Origin of the sequence: Streptomyces sp. NBC_00234, assembly GCF_036195325.1 — a bacterium.
GTDB lineage: Bacteria > Actinomycetota > Actinomycetes > Streptomycetales > Streptomycetaceae > Streptomyces.
This window is the reverse complement of record NZ_CP108101.1, coordinates 7,918,396-7,935,389: the sequence shown is the minus strand read 5'-3', so window position 1 is coordinate 7,935,389 and position 16,994 is coordinate 7,918,396. Positions and strand designations below refer to the sequence as shown.

15 protein-coding genes and 1 pseudogene are annotated in these 16,994 nt (G+C 71.5%); 14 read left to right on the top strand and 2 right to left on the bottom strand.

All coding sequences use genetic code 11. The features are described 5' to 3' along the window. Positions 1-294: 294 nt before the first annotated feature. Positions 295-1,671, top strand: a complete 1,377-nt coding sequence (locus OG230_RS34740) for an MFS transporter (protein ID WP_328907746.1) — start codon at positions 295-297, stop codon at positions 1,669-1,671. A gap of 112 nt (positions 1,672-1,783) precedes the next feature. Continuing rightward, entirely contained in the window at positions 1,784-2,344 is a 561-nt protein-coding gene (locus OG230_RS34735) for a hypothetical protein (protein ID WP_328907745.1), read from the top strand. A gap of 66 nt (positions 2,345-2,410) precedes the next feature. Here the strand turns inward: OG230_RS34735 and OG230_RS34730 are convergent. Further along, a pseudogene (locus tag OG230_RS34730) lies at positions 2,411-2,599 on the bottom strand (TrmO family methyltransferase domain-containing protein); the annotation flags it as partial. A gap of 139 nt (positions 2,600-2,738) precedes the next feature. On the opposite strand from OG230_RS34730, the gene OG230_RS34725 reads away from it, so the two are divergent. The 3 genes from OG230_RS34725 to OG230_RS34715 all read left to right on the top strand — a co-directional run bounded on the left by OG230_RS34725 (position 2,739) and on the right by OG230_RS34715 (position 5,074). Continuing rightward, positions 2,739-3,101, top strand: coding sequence for a DUF1304 domain-containing protein (locus tag OG230_RS34725; RefSeq protein ID WP_328907744.1), 363 nt, complete (start codon positions 2,739-2,741; stop codon positions 3,099-3,101). Beyond that, positions 3,098-3,667 (top strand): TetR/AcrR family transcriptional regulator, encoded by a 570-nt coding sequence (locus OG230_RS34720; RefSeq protein ID WP_328907743.1) that lies wholly within the window; start codon positions 3,098-3,100, stop codon positions 3,665-3,667. Before OG230_RS34725 ends, OG230_RS34720 begins: the two co-directional genes overlap by 4 nt. Before the next feature lie 288 nt (positions 3,668-3,955). Further along, positions 3,956-5,074, top strand: coding sequence for an NADAR family protein (locus OG230_RS34715; protein WP_328907742.1), 1,119 nt, complete (start codon positions 3,956-3,958; stop codon positions 5,072-5,074). Positions 5,075-5,126: 52 nt separating this feature from the next. Here OG230_RS34715 and OG230_RS34710 read toward each other — a convergent pair whose 3' ends face one another. Then, the gene (locus OG230_RS34710) at positions 5,127-6,131 is read right to left on the bottom strand and encodes a GlxA family transcriptional regulator (RefSeq protein ID WP_328907741.1); all 1,005 of its coding nucleotides are present in this window, start codon (positions 6,129-6,131) and stop codon (positions 5,127-5,129) included. 71 nt (positions 6,132-6,202) lie between these two features. Between OG230_RS34710 and OG230_RS34705 the strand changes: the two genes are divergently transcribed. The 9 genes from OG230_RS34705 (at position 6,203) to OG230_RS34665 (ending at position 16,967) form a co-directional block, all read left to right on the top strand. After that, the gene (locus tag OG230_RS34705; protein WP_328907740.1) at positions 6,203-7,534 is read left to right on the top strand and encodes an MFS transporter; all 1,332 of its coding nucleotides are present in this window, start codon (positions 6,203-6,205) and stop codon (positions 7,532-7,534) included. Between the two features lie 139 nt (positions 7,535-7,673). Beyond that, positions 7,674-8,855 carry a hypothetical protein gene (locus tag OG230_RS34700; protein WP_328907739.1) on the top strand — a complete coding sequence of 394 codons (1,182 nt, stop codon included), beginning with the start codon at positions 7,674-7,676 and terminating at the stop codon, positions 8,853-8,855. 84 nt (positions 8,856-8,939) lie between these two features. Continuing rightward, positions 8,940-10,232, top strand: coding sequence for a nucleotidyl transferase AbiEii/AbiGii toxin family protein (locus OG230_RS34695; protein WP_328907738.1), 1,293 nt, complete (start codon positions 8,940-8,942; stop codon positions 10,230-10,232). Between the two features lie 113 nt (positions 10,233-10,345). Next, entirely contained in the window at positions 10,346-11,182 is an 837-nt protein-coding gene (locus tag OG230_RS34690; protein ID WP_328907737.1) for a PP2C family protein-serine/threonine phosphatase, read from the top strand. Between the two features lie 56 nt (positions 11,183-11,238). Continuing rightward, positions 11,239-12,249, top strand: a complete 1,011-nt coding sequence (locus OG230_RS34685; protein WP_328907736.1) for an MASE1 domain-containing protein — start codon at positions 11,239-11,241, stop codon at positions 12,247-12,249. A 243-nt stretch (positions 12,250-12,492) separates the two neighbouring features. Beyond that, positions 12,493-12,687, top strand: a complete 195-nt coding sequence (locus tag OG230_RS34680) for an antitoxin (protein ID WP_328907735.1) — start codon at positions 12,493-12,495, stop codon at positions 12,685-12,687. A gap of 195 nt (positions 12,688-12,882) precedes the next feature. Then, positions 12,883-14,463 carry a sigma-70 family RNA polymerase sigma factor gene (locus OG230_RS34675; protein ID WP_328907734.1) on the top strand — a complete coding sequence of 527 codons (1,581 nt, stop codon included), beginning with the start codon at positions 12,883-12,885 and terminating at the stop codon, positions 14,461-14,463. A gap of 207 nt (positions 14,464-14,670) precedes the next feature. Beyond that, entirely contained in the window at positions 14,671-16,527 is a 1,857-nt protein-coding gene (locus OG230_RS34670) for an FUSC family protein (RefSeq protein WP_328907733.1), read from the top strand. Positions 16,528-16,589: 62 nt separating this feature from the next. Further along, entirely contained in the window at positions 16,590-16,967 is a 378-nt protein-coding gene (locus tag OG230_RS34665; RefSeq protein ID WP_328907732.1) for a VOC family protein, read from the top strand. Positions 16,968-16,994 lie beyond the last annotated feature (27 nt).

Genomic DNA, 16,994 nt, shown 5'->3' with positions numbered 1-16,994 from the left:
GTGACCATCCTGCTGGGTGCCTCACCAGGGACCGCCCGGTGTCAGGTCGAGCGTCACGGAAATCGCCTTTCGCGCTGAGAAGTCGAGGGCTACTGTTCGGACACCGAGTGACCCACGAGGAGCAAGACATGGCCGGTCGTCCGAGCACGCGTTGACGCTGTAGGCCGTATTCGGCCAGTCATCGCGTGCTGCCCTTGAGGGTGCGGCACAGCGAGCCTTCCCCTGCCTGAATCGCAGGCGCACCTGGTGTGCGCCGGGTGATGGGTTTCGTCGTCGGCAATCCAAGGGATCTTCGTGCCGTCCACTTCCTCCGTGCCCGACTCCGGTCAATCCGTACCGCCTAGCCTGTGGCGAGATCGCGACTTCCGCAGGCTCTGGGTGGGTCAGACGGCCTCCCAACTCGGCGAACACACCACTCTGATCGTTCTCCCGCTCTTCGCCGTCCTGACGCTCAACGCCGGCGCCGGCGAGTTGGGCGTCCTCCGCGCGGTGGGGCAGGCGCCTATCCTGCTGCTCTCGCTCAGCGTCGGCGCCTGGGTGGACAGGTGGCGGACCCGCACGGTGATGGTCCTGACGGACGCCGGCCGGACCCTGACACTGGGCGCCGCCGCCGCGGCCGGTCTCCTCGGCTGGCTCGGCCTGCCCGCACTGCTCGTGGTCACCTTCGCCGTCGGCGCCCTGTCCGTGTTCTTCGACGTGGCCTACCAGGCATCTCTCGTACGACTGGTGGAACGCGATCAGCTGCTCCAGGGCAACAGCGCGCTCGAAGGCAGCCGGTCGGCGGCGCAGATGGGCGGCCCCGCCCTCGGCGGTACGTTGGTCTCACTGGTGTCGGCGCCGGTCGCAGCTGCCTCCAGCGCCGTGTTCTTCGCGCTGTCGTTCCTGTCGATCCGACGGATCCGTCGGACCGAACCGGTCCCGGAACGCTCGGAACGTCCCCCTCGGGTATGGCGACGGATCCACGAGGGCCTCCGCTTCGTCGTCAGCGACACCTCGCTGCGGACCGTTGGCCTCGCCTCGGCCGCCTTCCAGTTCTCCTTCGCGGCCATGATGACCGTCTATCTGCTCTTCCTGCCGCGGGAACTGCACCTGTCCGGCACCGCCGTCGGGCTGGCGCTCGCGGCCATGGGGCCGGGCGCGCTGCTGGGCTCAATGCTGGCCGCTCGCCTGCCGAGCAGGTTCGGTTACGGCACGGTGCTCGTGTCCGCGGCGGCACTCGGCGACGGCGTGTTCCTGTGTGTGCCCGCGCTGCACGGCTCCTCGGCGGTGACGGTTTCCGCGCTCCTGGCGATCAACCTCGTGTTCGGGGCCGCCGGCCAGTTGGTGAACGTCACGGTCATGGCGGTGCGGCAGGCCGTCACTCCGGATGGGATGCAGGGCCGCGCGGCGGCGACGATCACGTTCGTCGGCATGGGGATGGCCCCGCTCGGTTCCCTGCTCGGCGGGCTTCTCGCGAGGGGGTGGGGGTTGCGCACCAGCCTCCTGGTGACGGCCGCGGGCATGATGGCGTCCCCCGTGGTGATGGCCATGTCTCCGCTCGCACGCCTGGGGCGGGCACTTCCGGTCGTGCAGGACACGGCGCCGACGGTCGCCCGTTCCGAAGCCCACGGGACGGCCGCCCGCGAGACGGGCGCCTGCCCCCCAGACGATGTCGGGACCCCCTCGTATTGATCAAGAATGGGGCTTCACTGTGCCGCACCGGAGGCAACACCCCCGCGCGCAACCAGCGCATCTCCCCTGCCAGCATGACGCCCGTACGGATCGGTGCGGGAGAGGTGTGGGCGTGGAGACGCTGGTGGAAGAGGCCGTCGCAAAGGCATTGCGCGAGGAGGGCGGGACGGCGATCCGCCTGTACGTGGCAACGTGCACCGAAAGCATGGCGCCTCTGTTCGTGGGCCTGCGCGCGGGAACAGCGGATCGGACAGCCGACGTGGACTTCTACGTGCAGTCGGTCCGCGACCTCTGGCAGGCCGACCGGCCGCTCTCCGACGCCGCTGCGCGTGTACACAGACTGGAGCAGTTCCCCGAGTTGCAGCCGAGCGAGGAGGGGATCACGGACGTCGCCGACACCTACGCCTTCTTCGCCGCGCTCGTCCTGCGGCACGCCTTGTCGGCCAACGGCTCGGGGAGCGCCGCAGAAGCGGTGGCCTGCGGCCATGCGGCACTCACGGCGATGGGACTGCTGGACCAGAACGTGGCAGGTGCCGCCTTCCGCGCCCAGGAGCAGCGGCTTCAGTCCCTCTCGGTGTCCGGTGACGTCGCAGGACTGTGGGAGGCGAGCTTCGAGTCGGGGCGCGAACGGTTCCGTGCCGTACTGGCCCGCGTCGCCGGCAGTTCGGGCTGAGCGCGCGGCGCTCCGATCCGAGCGTGATCCGTCATGTGGAAGGCGCGCGGGTTGACGGGGCGCCGGTTACGGCTGGAAGTACTCCGACATCAGGTGGGTGACCCATTCCGGCTGCTTGACGTCCACCGTGCGGAACTCCTCCATGGCCGACTTCAGGTCGATGACCGGCGTGCCCGACACCGCGTCGAGGCCCACCACGGTCAGTTCGCGGCCGTGGACGGATTCGATGGTGCAGCACGTCACCCCGATGCGGTTCGGCTGCGGGGGCCGTCACTTCCACACGCTCGCCTCCACAGTGCGGCGATGGTCGAGCCACCGGGCCCGCAGATTTCATGGACAGGTGTCCATGTACATTGGACACCTGTCCATGAAATCGCAACGGCGGGAGCTCGCAGTGGAGACGACAGCAGACGTCCTGGTCGGCCTGGTGGCCGCCTTGCACGTATACATCCTGGTTCTGGAGATGTTCCTGTGGGAGAAGAAGCCGGGCCGCAAGCTCTCCGGCTTTGACGCCTCGCTGGCCCGGGCTACCGCGCCGTTGGCGGCGAATCAGGGCCTCTACAACGGGTTCCTGGCTGCCGGGCTCGTCTGGGGGCTGATCGCAGGCGACCCGGTGGGCTTTCAGGTCCAGGTCTTCTTCCTGGCCTGCGTGATCGTCGCCGGCCTGTACGGCGGCGCCACGGCGAGCCGGCGCATCCTGCTCGCCCAGGCCCTTCCGGGGGCGCTGGCGCTGGCTGCCGTACTGCTGGCCCGGTGACCGCCGCGCAAGGCGACCCCCGGGCCGCCCGGACCCGGGCCAAGCTGCGCCAAGCCCTCCTCGACGAGTGCACCCAGCGCCCGCTGGCCGAGGTCAGCGTCGCCGCGCTGGTGCGCCGGGCCGGCATCGGCCGCGCCACGTTCTACCTCCACTACACCGACCTGGAGGCACTGGCAGTCGACGCCTGCGCCGACGTGGTCAGCGACGCGGTCGACGCCCTGCACGCCTGGCGCGGCACACCCGACATCGCCGCCCCGCCGCCCGCACTGACCGCGTTCTTCATCGGCCTCGCCCCTCATGCCGGTCTCTACCGGCAACTGCTGCGCCCGGGCGGTGCGGGTCCACTCGGCCAGGTGCTCCACGCGGACCTCCGGGCCCGCAGCCGCACCGAACGCTCCCTGGTCGGCGCCCCTCAGCCCGACCTGATCGCCTCCGCCGTGACCGCCGTCTTCGCGGGCGTGCTCGCCGACTGGCTGCACGGCCTCATCGAGGGCGCTCCCGCCGAGATCGCGCAGTGGGTCTGGCGCCTCCTCGTCACCCTGCACCGCATGCCCCTGCCGTCGTAACCGTCCGGGCCACACCCACGCCGGCTTGCGCCCTTCACAACCCTGCCGGGGACTCGCCCTAAAACGCGTCACAGAAGGCTGCGATCTGGGCATTTCACCGGTATCCGTGGGGTGTTGCGGGTCGAGACGTTCGCGGGTCTGCGGATGGGCCAGTTCGAGCGGGGGTCACGCTGTCGCCGGTGCGACCCCAGCCTCTCGTCGCGGGGGCGCTCGTCGTCACCGAAGGTCAGTGATCTCTCCCGGAAAAAGATCAGGTCCACTCGGCGGCCACTGCGGCACAATCACGGGATGATCGGCAGACGCATCACCTATCGCACCGTGGACGGTGTCCGCATACCCGGCACCTGGCGGCACGCCTTCATCCACAACGGCAGCTACTTCCTCACCGACCTCTTCATCTATGCCGACGGACTCATCGACTGCTGGGGCCTGGTCACCATCGAGGAGTTCGAGGAGAAGCTCCGGACCGGCTGGGTGGCCACCACTCTCCCGGACGGCGCCAAGGCATCCGCGCACGGTCTGGCGCGCTGGAAGTTCAGCGAGCCGCGGAGCCCACTCACCCCTGAACTTCTGGTCGCCGAAGTCCGCGACACCATCGACCAGCTGAACCAGCGGCCCGACTCGACCGGCCGTTGCCTGGCCGCCGTCGACGCCTTCCTCGCAGATCGGACAGAGGAGAACCGGGTCGCGGCACACACCGCGTTCCTGGCCGTCCCGGCCTCGAAGCGCCGCTACGCGCTGGGCGACATGGACACAAAAGACTGGCCGCTACGGGTTCTGGTGGCAGGTCCCGGAGGCCGGACGTACCTGCCGAGTGACCCGCCGGTCTCACAGGCGAACTACGACAGGGCCCTCGCGTACTTCGAGGAGCGCGCCCGCTGGAGTGCGGAGCGCGACACGCGTGTCCGAGCAGACGGACCGGCGGCCCCGCATGCCCCGGCGGTCCAGCTCTGCCACTCGTATCCAAAGGAGCCGGTGGCCAATCCCGGCCACCTCGGATTGCGCAACGACTACCCCGCCCCCATCACCGTCGAAAAGGTCGTCTACCCCTCCGTCGCCCACGCCTACTGGGCCCTGTCGGTCACGCAGCCGGAGGTCCGCAGCGCGATCACGGCAGCGGACACCGCTGCCGCAGCACACGAACTCGCGGCTGCGACAGCTCGCCGCGAGGGCTGGGAGCACGTCCGCGCCGCCGTCATGACCAGTCTGCTGCGCACCAAATACGACCAGCATCCCGAGCTCGCCGAGACCCTGCTGGCGACGGACGACGCCACCTTGATCTACGACGACACGACCTCGGCCTTCTGGGGTGACAACGGCGGCCACGGCCGCAACTGGACAGGCCGTCTCCTTGAACTTGTCCGCTCCGAACTGCACATGAGGCGAAACGGGATCCCCGAACTGTGAGCGGGCCAGGCGTGCGACGGCCCAGCGCTCCGTGTAGCCCAAACGACAGGCCCTAGCCGGCCTTGGCCTTCCCGGCCTCGTCCGCGCGGAAGGCCCGCCGATATGCGGCAGGTGTCGTGCGCAGAGCCTCGTGGAAGCGTCGGCGCAGGTTGACGGCCGAGGAGAGACCGACCCGGCGCGCGATGGTTTCCACCGGCAGGTCGGTCTCCTCCAGCAGTGCCCGCGTGGCGGCGAGCCGTCGGTCGAGCAGCCAGCGTCCGGGGCTGATGCCCAGTTGTTCGGTGAAGCGCCGGGTCAGTGTGCGGGCAGAGACCTGGGAGCGGATCGCCATCTCGGCGACGCTGACCGGCTGGTCCAGCCGCCCGGACAGCCACTCCAGCAGCGGGGCCAGCGAGTCGGCGACCGGCCCGGAGGTGGGCAGCTCGGCGTACTGGAGTTGGCAGCCCTCGCGGTGCGGCGGCATCACCATCTGCCGGGCGATCCGCATCGCGTACGCGGTTCCCTGGTCGCAGCGCACGAGGTGCAGGCAAAGGTCCACGCCCGCTGCCGATCCGGCGCTGGTGGCGACGTCGCCGTGGTCGACGTAGAGCACCGCGGGGTCGACCCGGACCTGTGGGAACCGGGCGGCCAGCTCGGCGGCCCTCGCCCAGTGGGTGGCGGCCCGTCGGCCGTCCAGCAGTCCGGCGGCGGCGAGCACGAAGGCGCCCGAGCAGAGACCGACGATCCGTGCGCCGCGCTGGTGCGCCCCGCGGACCGCCGCGACGACGGTCGGGGGCACCTCGGTGCCGGGCGCCTGCTGCCAACCGGGAACCAGCACGGTGTCCGCCCGCTCCAGCGCGTCCAGGCCCGCCGTGACCAAGAGGTCGTAGCCGGCCTGGGTGCGCACCGGGCCGGGGTGCTCGGTGCAGATCTCGAACGCGTAGCGGGCCGGGATCGCCGGGCCGTGGTCGCCGAACACCTCGGTCGCACAGGCCAGCGGGAAGGTCGACTGCGGGGGCTGCAGGAGGGCCACCACCCGGTGCGGCGCCCGGGACTTCGGAAGCGAACGAAGCGTCATGGCGCGAAAGTACCCCATCATGTCGTTCCGGACACTGGGGTGTGCGATTGGTCCAAACCATTATCGGTGCTGTGACCACCTCGCAGACCCGAACCCAGCCCGCCCCCGCCGATCCGCCCACCCAACGTCCGCCCGCCCGGCCACAGTTGTGGGACCGGCGGTTCACGCTCTTCTTCACCGCCCGCACGATCTCGCTGCTCGGCGACGCCATGATGCCGGTGGCCGCCGCGCTCGCCGTGGGCGCGCTGTACGGGATCTCCGGGGTCGGCTTCGTCCTCGGCACCTGGACCGGCACGTTCGTCCTCCTGGTCCTGTTCGGCGGGGTGTTCGCCGACCGGTTCGGCGCGCGCCGCATGATGATCGGCGCGGACCTCGTCCGGGTGCTCACCCAAGGTGTGCTGGCTGCCGCGTTCTTCGTCGGGCCGCCGCCGTTCTGGCTGTTGGTGACCATGGCGGCCCTGGCCGGTGGGGCTGTCGCGATGTTCCTGCCGGGGGCGAACGGGATGGTCCCGCTGGTCGCCGCCGAGCCGCAACGGGCCAACGCCACGCTCAAGGTCGCCGAAGCGATCGCCCACCTGCTGGGCCCGGCCCTCGCGGGGCTGCTGATCGCGCTGACCGGTGCCGGAACCGTGTACGCGATCGACGCCGGCACCTTCCTGCTCAGCGCCCTGTGCCTGGTACTCATCAGGCTCGCCCCGGCCGACGGACCGGACACCCCGGCCGACACCGATTCCCCCACCCGCACCGGCAGTTCACTCCGCCGCGACCTGCGCCAGGGCTGGCAGGAGTTCCGCGCGCGTACCTGGATGTGGGCGGTGATCCTGATCTGGATGGTCTACGGCGTGCTGCTCTTCGGCCCGCTGGTGCCGCTCAGCTCCGCGCTGATCGACGCCCGGCTCGGCCCGAACGCCTACGGTCTCGCCGTCTCCTTCCTCGGCATCGGAACAGTCCTCGGCGGCCTGCTGGCACTGCGGCTGCGCCCTGCCCGGCCCCTGGCCGCCGGCGCGGTGGCGATGGCCCTGTACACCGCGCTGCCGCTCTGCGTGGCGCTGGACACCGGCCTGCCGGTGCTCCTGGCGGGCCACGTACTCGGCGGCGGCTCCCTGGCCTTCTGGTCGGTGATGTGGGCGACCAGCGTGCAGACCCACACCCCGCCCGCCGTACTCAACCGGGTCTCCGCGTACGAGCTCGCCGGCTCGGTGTCCGGCATCGCGCTCGGCCAGATACTGGCCGGCCCGGCCCTCGCGCTGGCCTCGCCGGAGAGGCTGCTGCTGATCTCGGCGGGCACCGGCCTCGCAGGCTGCGTGGCGCTCCTCGCGATCCCGGCGATCCGCACCCTGCGCCGAGCCGCACCTGCGGACGGCGGCACGGCGGGGGCACCGGGCGGCCCGCACGGAAAGTGAGCGGTCCGAGCCCGCCCTGGCCGTACCCGCGCCGTCCGTCGACCGTCACGCTTCTCGGACGCCATGGTGCGACGAACCTGTCTGTGGTTCTCTCAAGGATCGATCAACAGGGGGATGCCGCATGGACAGTGCCGGGAGCATGGTCTTAACCGCCGTACGGATCCTCACCGATGTGGCTTCGGGCGCGGCCACGGCGGTGGGGACCGAGGCCGGCGAGGCACTGGCCGGCCTCGTGCGGTCGCGGCTGGGGACCTCCGAGGGCGGTCGCGCCGCCCTCGCCGGGCTGGCGGCCGATCCGGCGGATCCTTCGGTGACACGGGAGTTGGAGGAGGCCGTCCGGGAGGCACTGGCTGCCGATCCCGACTTCGGCCGCCGCCTGACGGCAGTGCTCGCCGACCCTCCCGCGGTGGCACAGGTGTACACCGTGAGCCCCTCGAACACCGACAGCATCGTCATCGGAAGTGGCAGCACGGTCCGGCGCAGCCAGATCTCGCTGGGGCCGCTGACGATCAACAACACACGCTCCGTCCGAGGCACCCTGGTCGGAGCAGCCGCCGTCCTGCTCGTGCTGCTGGTCCTCGGTGGTTACGGCGCGGTCCAGTTGTTCACCGAGGACCGCTCCCCCGGCGGGTCCGGCGCGACGTCCGGGCGCAACCCCGACGACGCGGCTCCCTCCGGCGCGCCCGGCAGTTCGGACCCGGCAGCCCCCGGGGCGTCGGCCTCCGGTGCGCCCGACGGCTCGGCGCCGGTGCTCCTCGGAGTGGAGCAGGCATGGCAGATCCTGCCGGACCGGGCGAGCCTGCCCGACGGCTGGAAGCTCGCGAGCGACTCGCCCACGGCGGAACGGTGCCGCAGTACGCGCATCGGTGGCCTCGCCGGTGGGGAGCGCCACTACATCTGCCGGTCGAGTTCACAGCTCGACGTGCGGTCGGTGTACGAACCGGGGATCGCCGTGTCGTTCACCGAGGTGCAGATCGAGCTCCTGCCGTACACCGGCGTCGAGGAGGCGTCGGAGGCGTACATCGGGCTCAAGGAGGAACAGGCCGCCTTCGGGGGCGGCACCCAATCCGCCGATCTGGAGAAGCAGTTCGGCGACGAGTCGGCCGCCGTCACCGTGATGTACACCCGTTCCGACGGTGTGACCCGGGCGCAGGCGCGTTCGGTGGTCCGCGTCGGAACCGTGGTGGCCGCAGTGCTGGTGATCCACGAGAACGGCGGCGCCCCCGACCTCGGCTGGCTGAGTTTCCTCACCGAGGCCATGGCGGCGCGCACCCAGCAGGCCCTGGACGGTGAGGTTCCCACCGCGACCGTGGGGCCGTGACGCGGTGACTGACACCGTGACGCCGTACCCGATCATGTACAGCAGGCCACTTCGGCCCGAGCCGGACCCCCAGGAGTCTTCACGATGTCATCCGCCTTCCCTCCCGACAGCAGCTCCTGGGACGGGCTCTGGGCCCGGTCCCCCGGCCTTCCGCACGCTCCGCTCGACGAGGAGACCCGGACGCGCATGAACCTGCCGGGCACGCTGCTGCCCGCGCCCGAAGGGCTGACCCAGCCGGCGGTCTTCGATCCGGCGATGCAGCAGTTCTCCAACGCCTATCGGGCGGGTGAGCCACGCTTCGAGGACGAGGAGACGGCCCGGGCCTGGCGTGGGGCACGCCGCACCGTGCTGGACGTCGTGCTCGCCGCGATCGCCGACGGACCGTGGGCGACGCAGCTCGTCCTGCGCGGCAGCGTGCTCATGGCGACGTGGTTCCCGGGGGCCGCCCGTGACCCCGGCGACCTGGATTTCGTCGCCGTCCCGAAGGAGTGGGCCGTCACCGGGCCCGGTATCGCCGCACTCTTCGAGGGCATCGCGCGGGCTGCCGCGACGGCTGCTCCGGACGGTGTCGTCGCGATCGACGCGGACGGCGCGGTCACGGAGGACATCTGGACGTACGACCGGGTACCGGGGAGGCGCATGCTGCTGCCCTGGACGGCGCCGGGCACCGCGGGCGGCACCGTCCAGCTCGACGTGGTGTTCGACGAGACGCTGCCGGCACCTGCCGTCCTCACGGAACTCAGCCCGTTGGGGGCGGGCCCGGGCTGCCGGGTCCTCGCCGCCACCCCTCAGCTGTCCCTGGCCTGGAAGCTCCTGTGGCTGGTCAGTGACGCACATCCCCAGGGCAAGGACCTCTATGACGCGGTCCTGCTGGCCGAACACTCACCGCCTTCGTACGAGGGGCTTCGTGATGCCTTCGTCCTCGGAGGGCCGGACGGTCTCCGTCCCGGCGGCAGATGGTGGCTGGACGAGCTGCACATGGAGAACGGCTGGGCGCACTTCACGGCCGAGCATCCGTGGGTGGAGGGAACGGCGGAGAGCCACACGGCGCGACTCGAACGAGCCCTCGCACCGGTCCTCCAGGTGGCCGAGCCGCAGGGGGAACACGCCTACGACCGTTGGGCCCGGTGGCTGAGCCCCCTGGTGGACACCTGCCGCACGTCCGGCGCCGCACGTCCCGCCACTCCGCCGAGCCATCTCGCCGAGTCCGAGGGGAACGGCCTGACAGCGGCCGTCGTCGTCGTTCGCGAGGTGCTGGGCCGCGGAGCCGTCAGTACGGAGGAAGCCCTCGACGTCGTTCTGTCCCACGGCGCCTTCGACGGGTGGCGCAACCACCACGCCATCGCGCGTGCCCACGTCCTCGGACAACTGTCCTGACCACGCCGTGCGGGCGAGGGGTCCGCGCCGGTCGGCCGTCCCCTGTGCCGTTGAGGTCGCAGGAGTGCCGTCGCCGAAATAGGATTCAGGCACTTACGCACCGCGGAGCGGCCATGAACCGGCGTCGGACCCCCCGCTCAGCTAGCGCCGAAGAGCTCCTCAACACGCTTCACCACCTGACGGCGCGTGCCCGGCAGGAAGTGGAGCTGCACCGAGCCAGGGTGGAGCTCGCCCAGGCGCTGCAGCGCGGGATGCTGCCTGCCTCGTTGCCCGCCCTGCGCGGGTTGCAGACGGCCGCTCGGTACACGCCGGCGCACCACGGGCTGGACATCGGCGGCGACTGGTACGACGGTTTCGCGCTCCCCGACGGCTCGCTGGGCTTCGCCATCGGTGACGTCCAGGGGCACGACGTCGAGGCCGCCGCCTTCATGGGCCAGATCCGCATCGGCATGCGCGCCATCGCCGGAACCGAACCCGATCCGGGCGAGGTCATGGGGCGTACGAACGACCTGCTCGTCTCGGTGGGCTCGACGCTCTTCGCGACCTGTACGTTCTTCCGCCTCGACCCGCTGACCTGGGAGCTCCACAGTGCGCGCGCCGGTCATGTGCCGTGTGTGTGGGCCACTGCCGACGGGCGGTCGGGCGTGACGGCCGACGAGGGCGGAATGCCGCTGGGCATCGCCGCGCACGAGCGCTATCCCGTGACCCGGCACAGGCTCGACGCGGCGGGAGCCTTCGTCCTGCTCACCGACGGGGTGGTCGAGGGCCCGTCCCTGCGGATCGACGAGGGCCTGGACCGCGTGCGGCAGATCGTGAGTGCGCACGCGGATGCGTCGGCAGAGGAACTGGCCGACGAGATCCTCCGGGCGGCGGAGCTCACCGGTCACGAGGACGACGCCGCCGTACTCGTCCTGCGCCACGAGGCCGCGATCCGTCCCGAGGTGACGTAGGGCTCCCAAAGCGTGTCACGGCCGTGTGGCGTCACGGCCGGTGTCTCATGAGAGCCGTGATCCGTAGCAAGGAATCGAGACGTCGGACCGTAGCCGCCCTGCAGATGCTCGGTGTCGCCGCCGCCTACTACGCGTCCGCCCAGCTCGGCTTCCTCCAGGAGGTGGTGGTGGACGGTGCGGTCGTCACCCCGCTCTGGCCACCGACGGGCATCGCCCTGGGGGCACTGCTGTATCTGGGCACACGGATCTGGCCGGGCATCGCACTCGGTGCGCTGGTGACCATCATCGACATCAGCGGTTCGCTCACCCTGTACGGCGTCGTGATCGCCGCGGGCAACACCGTGGCTCCCCTGTGTGCCTTCCTCATGCTGCGCAGGATCGGATTCCGAGTCGAGCTGGACCGGCTGCGGGACGGTGTGGCGCTGGTATTCGTGGGCGCGCTGCTGGGGATGCTCATCAGTGCGACGGTGGGTGCCGGGGCGCTGCTGCTCAGCGACAAGCTGCCGCTCGACCGGTTCTGGCTCGTGTGGTCGGCCTGGTGGGTGGGGGACGCGATGGGCGTCCTCGTGGTCACACCGTTCCTGCTCGTGCTGCGCCGGGCTCGGATGCCCCGGCGGACGGACCGGTGGGCGGAAGCGGCGTTACTGCTGGTCACCGCGCTGGCGGTGACGCTGGTGGCGACCAGGGGCACGCTGTCCATGATCTATCTGGTCTTCCCGGTCCTCATCTGGGCGGCTCTCCGGTTCGAGCTGCCCGGCAGCGCACCATGCGCCCTGCTCGTCTCCGTGGCCGCGGTGACCGCCGGGAGGGAAGCCGTCGGACCGTTCGAGGACCACACCGTCCTGGAGGTCATGGTGAACCTCAACATCCTCAACGGCTGTGTGGCCCTGACGGCGCTGCTGCTGGCCGCGATCGTCACCGAGCACCAGAACATACGGCGGGAGACGGAGCTGGCCTGCGAGGAACTGGCCGCGCTGGTGGACCAGCTCGCCCCCCTGCCCCCGATTCCGCGGCCGGGCACCGGAATCGGCTCCGACACCGGCCCATGGGACGAGGACGACCGCTGATCCCGCCCGGCCGGGCCCGCTCAGTACGGAAGCGGGCGACCGGACGGCGTGCGCAGGTCGAGCGGTGGCGGGCCCGACGGAGGCGCGGGACGTCGGACGATCTGGATGCGGCCCATGGCCACCACCCCCTCCTGGTTAACCGGTATGTGCCCACCGTGGCGACCTTCACACGTCCCGGATGCGAAGACCACCGGGTGCGGTGACCCTGGACGGGTGGGGGTGCCGATTCGAGGAGGGTCATCCATGTCCGCGATGGACAAGATCAAGAACATGCTCAAGGGTCACGAGGACCAGGCGGCGAAGGGCGTCGACAAGGCCGGCGACATGGTCGACGACCGCACGCAGGGCAAGTACAGCGACAAGGTCGACATCGCGCAGGACAAGATCAAGCAACAGCTCGGCACCGACCGCGACCAGGACGTGCCGCCCGCCTCCTGACCGGGCTGCCCCGGGCGGCCGACGGGCCGCCCCGGGCATTCCCCACCCGCCCCACGCCGGATCCCGGCGGGCTCCGCGCCCGCACGGTTCCGGCGTGCGGTGTGTTCTCAGGGTTTTCTTGTTATCTTCCCGGCCTCACCGCATCTCCCGGGTGTGGGACGTGACGGAACAGGACACCGAAAGAGTGAGCGCAGCATGGGCGAGGCATACGAGACGGCGTTGATCAGGGCGGCGCAGAGTGGTGACGAGCAGGCGCAGGACCAGCTCGTCACCGCGTACCTGCCGCTGATGTACAACATCGTCGGCCGTGCACTCAACGGCCACGCCGACGTCGACGACGTGGTGCAGGAGAGCGTGCTGCGCATGCTCCGCGCGCTGCCTTCGCTGCGTACGCCGGACAGCTTCCGCTCCTGGCTCGTGGCCATCACCATGAACGAGATACGGACGCACTGGCGTGAGCGCCGTGCGGATCGGATACCGGCCGGCGGGCTGGACGACGCGCATGACGTGGTCGACCCCGGTGCGGACTTCGTCGACGTGACCATCATCCGGCTGGGTCTCACCGGTCAGCGCCGCGAGGTCGCTCAGGCGACGCGGTGGCTGGACGAGGACGACCGCGCCCTGTTGTCCCTCTGGTGGCTGGAGACCGCCGGGGAGCTGACGAGGTCCGATGTGGCGCTCGCGCTCGAACTGTCCCCGCAGCACACCGCGGTGCGGGTCCAGCGGATGAAGGCCCAGCTGGAAGCGGCCCGGCTGGTGGTCCGGGCCCTGGCGGCTGAGCCGCGGTGTGCCCTGCTGGAGTCCATCACCGCCGAGTGGGACGGAGTCCCTTCCGCCCTCTGGCGGAAGCGGCTCGCCCGGCACGCCCGCGACTGCACGGTCTGCTCGGGGCACCGGGTGGGACTGGTCCCGGCGGAGGGACTGCTCGTCGGACTGGCGCTGGTTCCCCTCGCCCTGTCCGCCGCCGGCGGTGCGACGCCGGACCTGATCCCGACCGCTGCCGTGTCGCACTCGGCGTCGCACTCGGCGCAGCCGGGACGCGCGGAACGCAGACGCAGTCAGTCCCGGCGGCGTCGGCGCAGCACGGTGCTGGCGGCGCTGGTCGCCGTGGCGGTCCTGGGTACCGGCGGCGGCGCGGTGCACCTGTACGCGGACGACCAAGGCCGGGACGAGGAGAGCCAGGACGAGGTTCCCGCGTCGGCCGCGGCACCGGCGGAACTCCCGACGGCCTCGACTCCCTCCCCGCCGCCTTCCCCTTCGCCCTCGCCGACCCCGTCACGGACGCGGAGCGCCTCCCCCACGCCCACCCCGAAGGCCACTCCCAAGGCCACGCCGACCACGCGGAAGCCGTCCCCGCGTCCCGCACCGCCGAAGCCCACGCAGGCGGCTCCGTCCGGCATGTCCGAGCAGGTGACCGCACTCGTCAACTCCGAGCGTACGAAAGAGGGGTGCGGGACCGTCCGGAGCAACGACAAGCTCGCGACGGCCGCTTCGCGGCACTCCGCCGACATGGCCGCCCGCGACTACTTCTCGCACACCGCCCCCGACGGCTCGGACCCCGGCGACCGCATCACCGCGGCCGGATACCGGTGGAGCACGTACGGAGAGAACATCGCGAAGGGCCAGCGCACCGCGGCCGACGTGATGAATTCCTGGATGCAGAGCCCGGGACACCGTGCGAACATCCTCAACTGCTCGTTCAAGGAGATCGGCGTCGGTGTCCAGGACACCTCCGCAGGCCCTGTGTGGACCCAGAACTTCGGCACGGCACTCTGAGGGTCGCGCCGTCCGGCGGTGGGCGGCGCGGTCACGCGGTGGGGCAGCGCGGTTCGAGCGCTCGGCGGTTCGGCGGCGCGAGGCCGACACCTTGCGGAAATCGGCAGGAAGCATCCCCTCCACATCGGGGCTCTAGGCTGGCGTCATCAGCGCTCAGGCCGAAGGTGTCCAGGCGAATTCCGATTCCCCGCGCACCACTGGAGCCCGGTGTTCACACCCGCCTTTCCCCGCCAGTCGCCTCCCCTCCCGCCGTGGCTCGGCCATGTGCTGCGCACCCAGCGGGGGCCCGTGCGGTGGAGTGCCGTCGTTCGGGGCGCGCTCGCCGCGGTGCCGTTGCTCGCTGCCGTGCTCGCCGGTCACCCGACGGCCGGCGTTCCCGTGGCGCTGGGGGCGATGTTCGCCGGCATCAACGACAGGCCGGGCGGCCGGCGGGCTTCCGTCACGCGGCTGGGGGTTCCGGCCCTGGCGGGCGCCGCAGGTCTCCTGCTGGGCACCGTGACGGCGACGACCGTCGGTCCGGATCGCTCCGTGTTCGTACTGCCGCTCGTGTTCGGGCTGCTCGGGCTGGTCGCGGGAGCGATCAGTTCGGTCGGGCCGGTGGCCTCGGCCTGCGGTACGCAGTTGATGGTGGCGGCCGTGATCGGGGCCGGCATGCCCTTGCCGGAACCAGGATGGCTGCGTGCCCTGTTGTTCCTGGCCGGGGCCGGCTGGCTCACCTCGCTCCGTCTGGCGCTGCCCTCTCCCGGGACGTCCGGCAGCGGACCGTACCGCTTCGACGGCGAGCGGGAAGCGGTGGCAGCCGTGTACACGGCGGTGGCCGGCCTTCTCGGCGCGGCGGGCGGTCCGCGGGCTCTGGCTCGGCGCGCCGCGCTGACCGCCGCCCTCGACCACGCCCAGGACGCCCTGTCGGGTCCCCGCCTGCGGCGCCATGCGAGTTCCGCGGCCGAGCGGCGGCTGCACGCCCAGTACGCGGCGGCGTTGCCCCTGGCCGAGGCGGCGACTGCGCTGGCCTGGGCGGGCGACCCGCTGCCCGCCCGTATCGCGGAGGGCCCCCGCCGTCTGGCCACCGCCGTACGCACGGGTGGGCCTTCCGGTCCTCTTCCCGCGCCGGCTCGGGGCGATGCCGGGCTGCGGGCGCTGGACGAGGCCCTGCTGCAGGCGGCCGCGGCTTTCGACTGCCGTACCGGACAGCGGCTGCGTACCCGGGGCAAGGGCTCGTACGTCTCCGTGCTGCGCAGGGCCTTCGGCGCCGCGGGCCGCGAGTACGGCATCCGCGTCGCGCTGTGCTGCGCGACGAGTACGGCGGTGGCGCAGAGCCTGCACCACGAGCACTGGTACTGGCTGCCCGCGACCACCGTGTTCCTCGTCAAGCCCGACCTGGGACCCCTCGTCTCCCGGGTGCTGTGCCGGGCCGTGGGGACGGTCGCGGGCGCCGCGTTCTTCGCCGCCCTCGTGGCGGCGGCTTCCGGCCGGTTCGCGCTGGTGGGCGTGGTGGCCCTCTGCGGGGCGCTGATCCCGGTGGCCACCCGGCACTTCGCGGCGCAGACGGCGGTGGTCACCGTGCTCGTCCTCTCCCTGGTGCTGCTGGCCGGCGAACCGCAGGCGGCCTGGGACCGGATCGTGGAGTCGCTGCTCGCCTGCGCGACGGTTCTGCTGGTCGGCCACCTTCCGCTGCCGGGACAGCGCGGCCACACCGTCAGGGCCGCTCTCGATACGGCGGTGAGCGCGGCACACCGCTATCTCGGGCACGTGCTGGAATCTCCCGAGGACCGGACGGGACGTGGTGCGCTGCGGCGCGACGCCTACCGCTCGCTGGCGGAGGCCAGGACGGCCATCGACCTGTCGGCGGCCGAACTCCCCACGGTCGCCCGGCGGACGGCGGGCTCGGAGGACGTCGCGGGTGCGCTGGAACGCCTCATCGACACCACGACGGCCTGCGCGGTACATCTTCACCACGAGACCGCCGAACTGCCCGCCGCTCACGCCGAGCGGCTCGCGGAACAGTTGTCGGCACTCAGCGAGGCCCGGGACAGGGAGTGCCGGAGGACGGTACCGGCGCTCTGACGTTCCCTACGGCGAACGCCTCGTGGGGGTCGGCCGATTCGACGTCTTCCTAAGATGTAGCCATGATCGCAGAAATGCAGTGCATCGTGCTGGACTGCCCGGACCCGCTGCGTCTCGCCGGGTTCTACGGGGCCCTGCTCGGCGGGACCGTCAACCAACCCGACCGCCGGTGGGCGGTCGACGAGAGCTGGGCGACCGTCCACACCACGGACGGGGCGGTGTACGCGTTCCAGCGCGCGGCGGAGTACCAGGCACCGCAGTGGCCGGACCCGGCCCGGCCCCAGCAGTTCCACCTGGACTTCACCGTCGCGGATCTGGACCGGGCCCAGGCGGACGTGCTGGCCCTGGGCGCGCGCCTGCTCGACGAGGGGCCCGACGGGCGTGGCTGGCGGGTCTACGCGGACCCGGCGGGGCATCCTTTCTGTCTGGTACGCCACTGAGAGCGGCTCGCTCCCGGCACGCCGGCC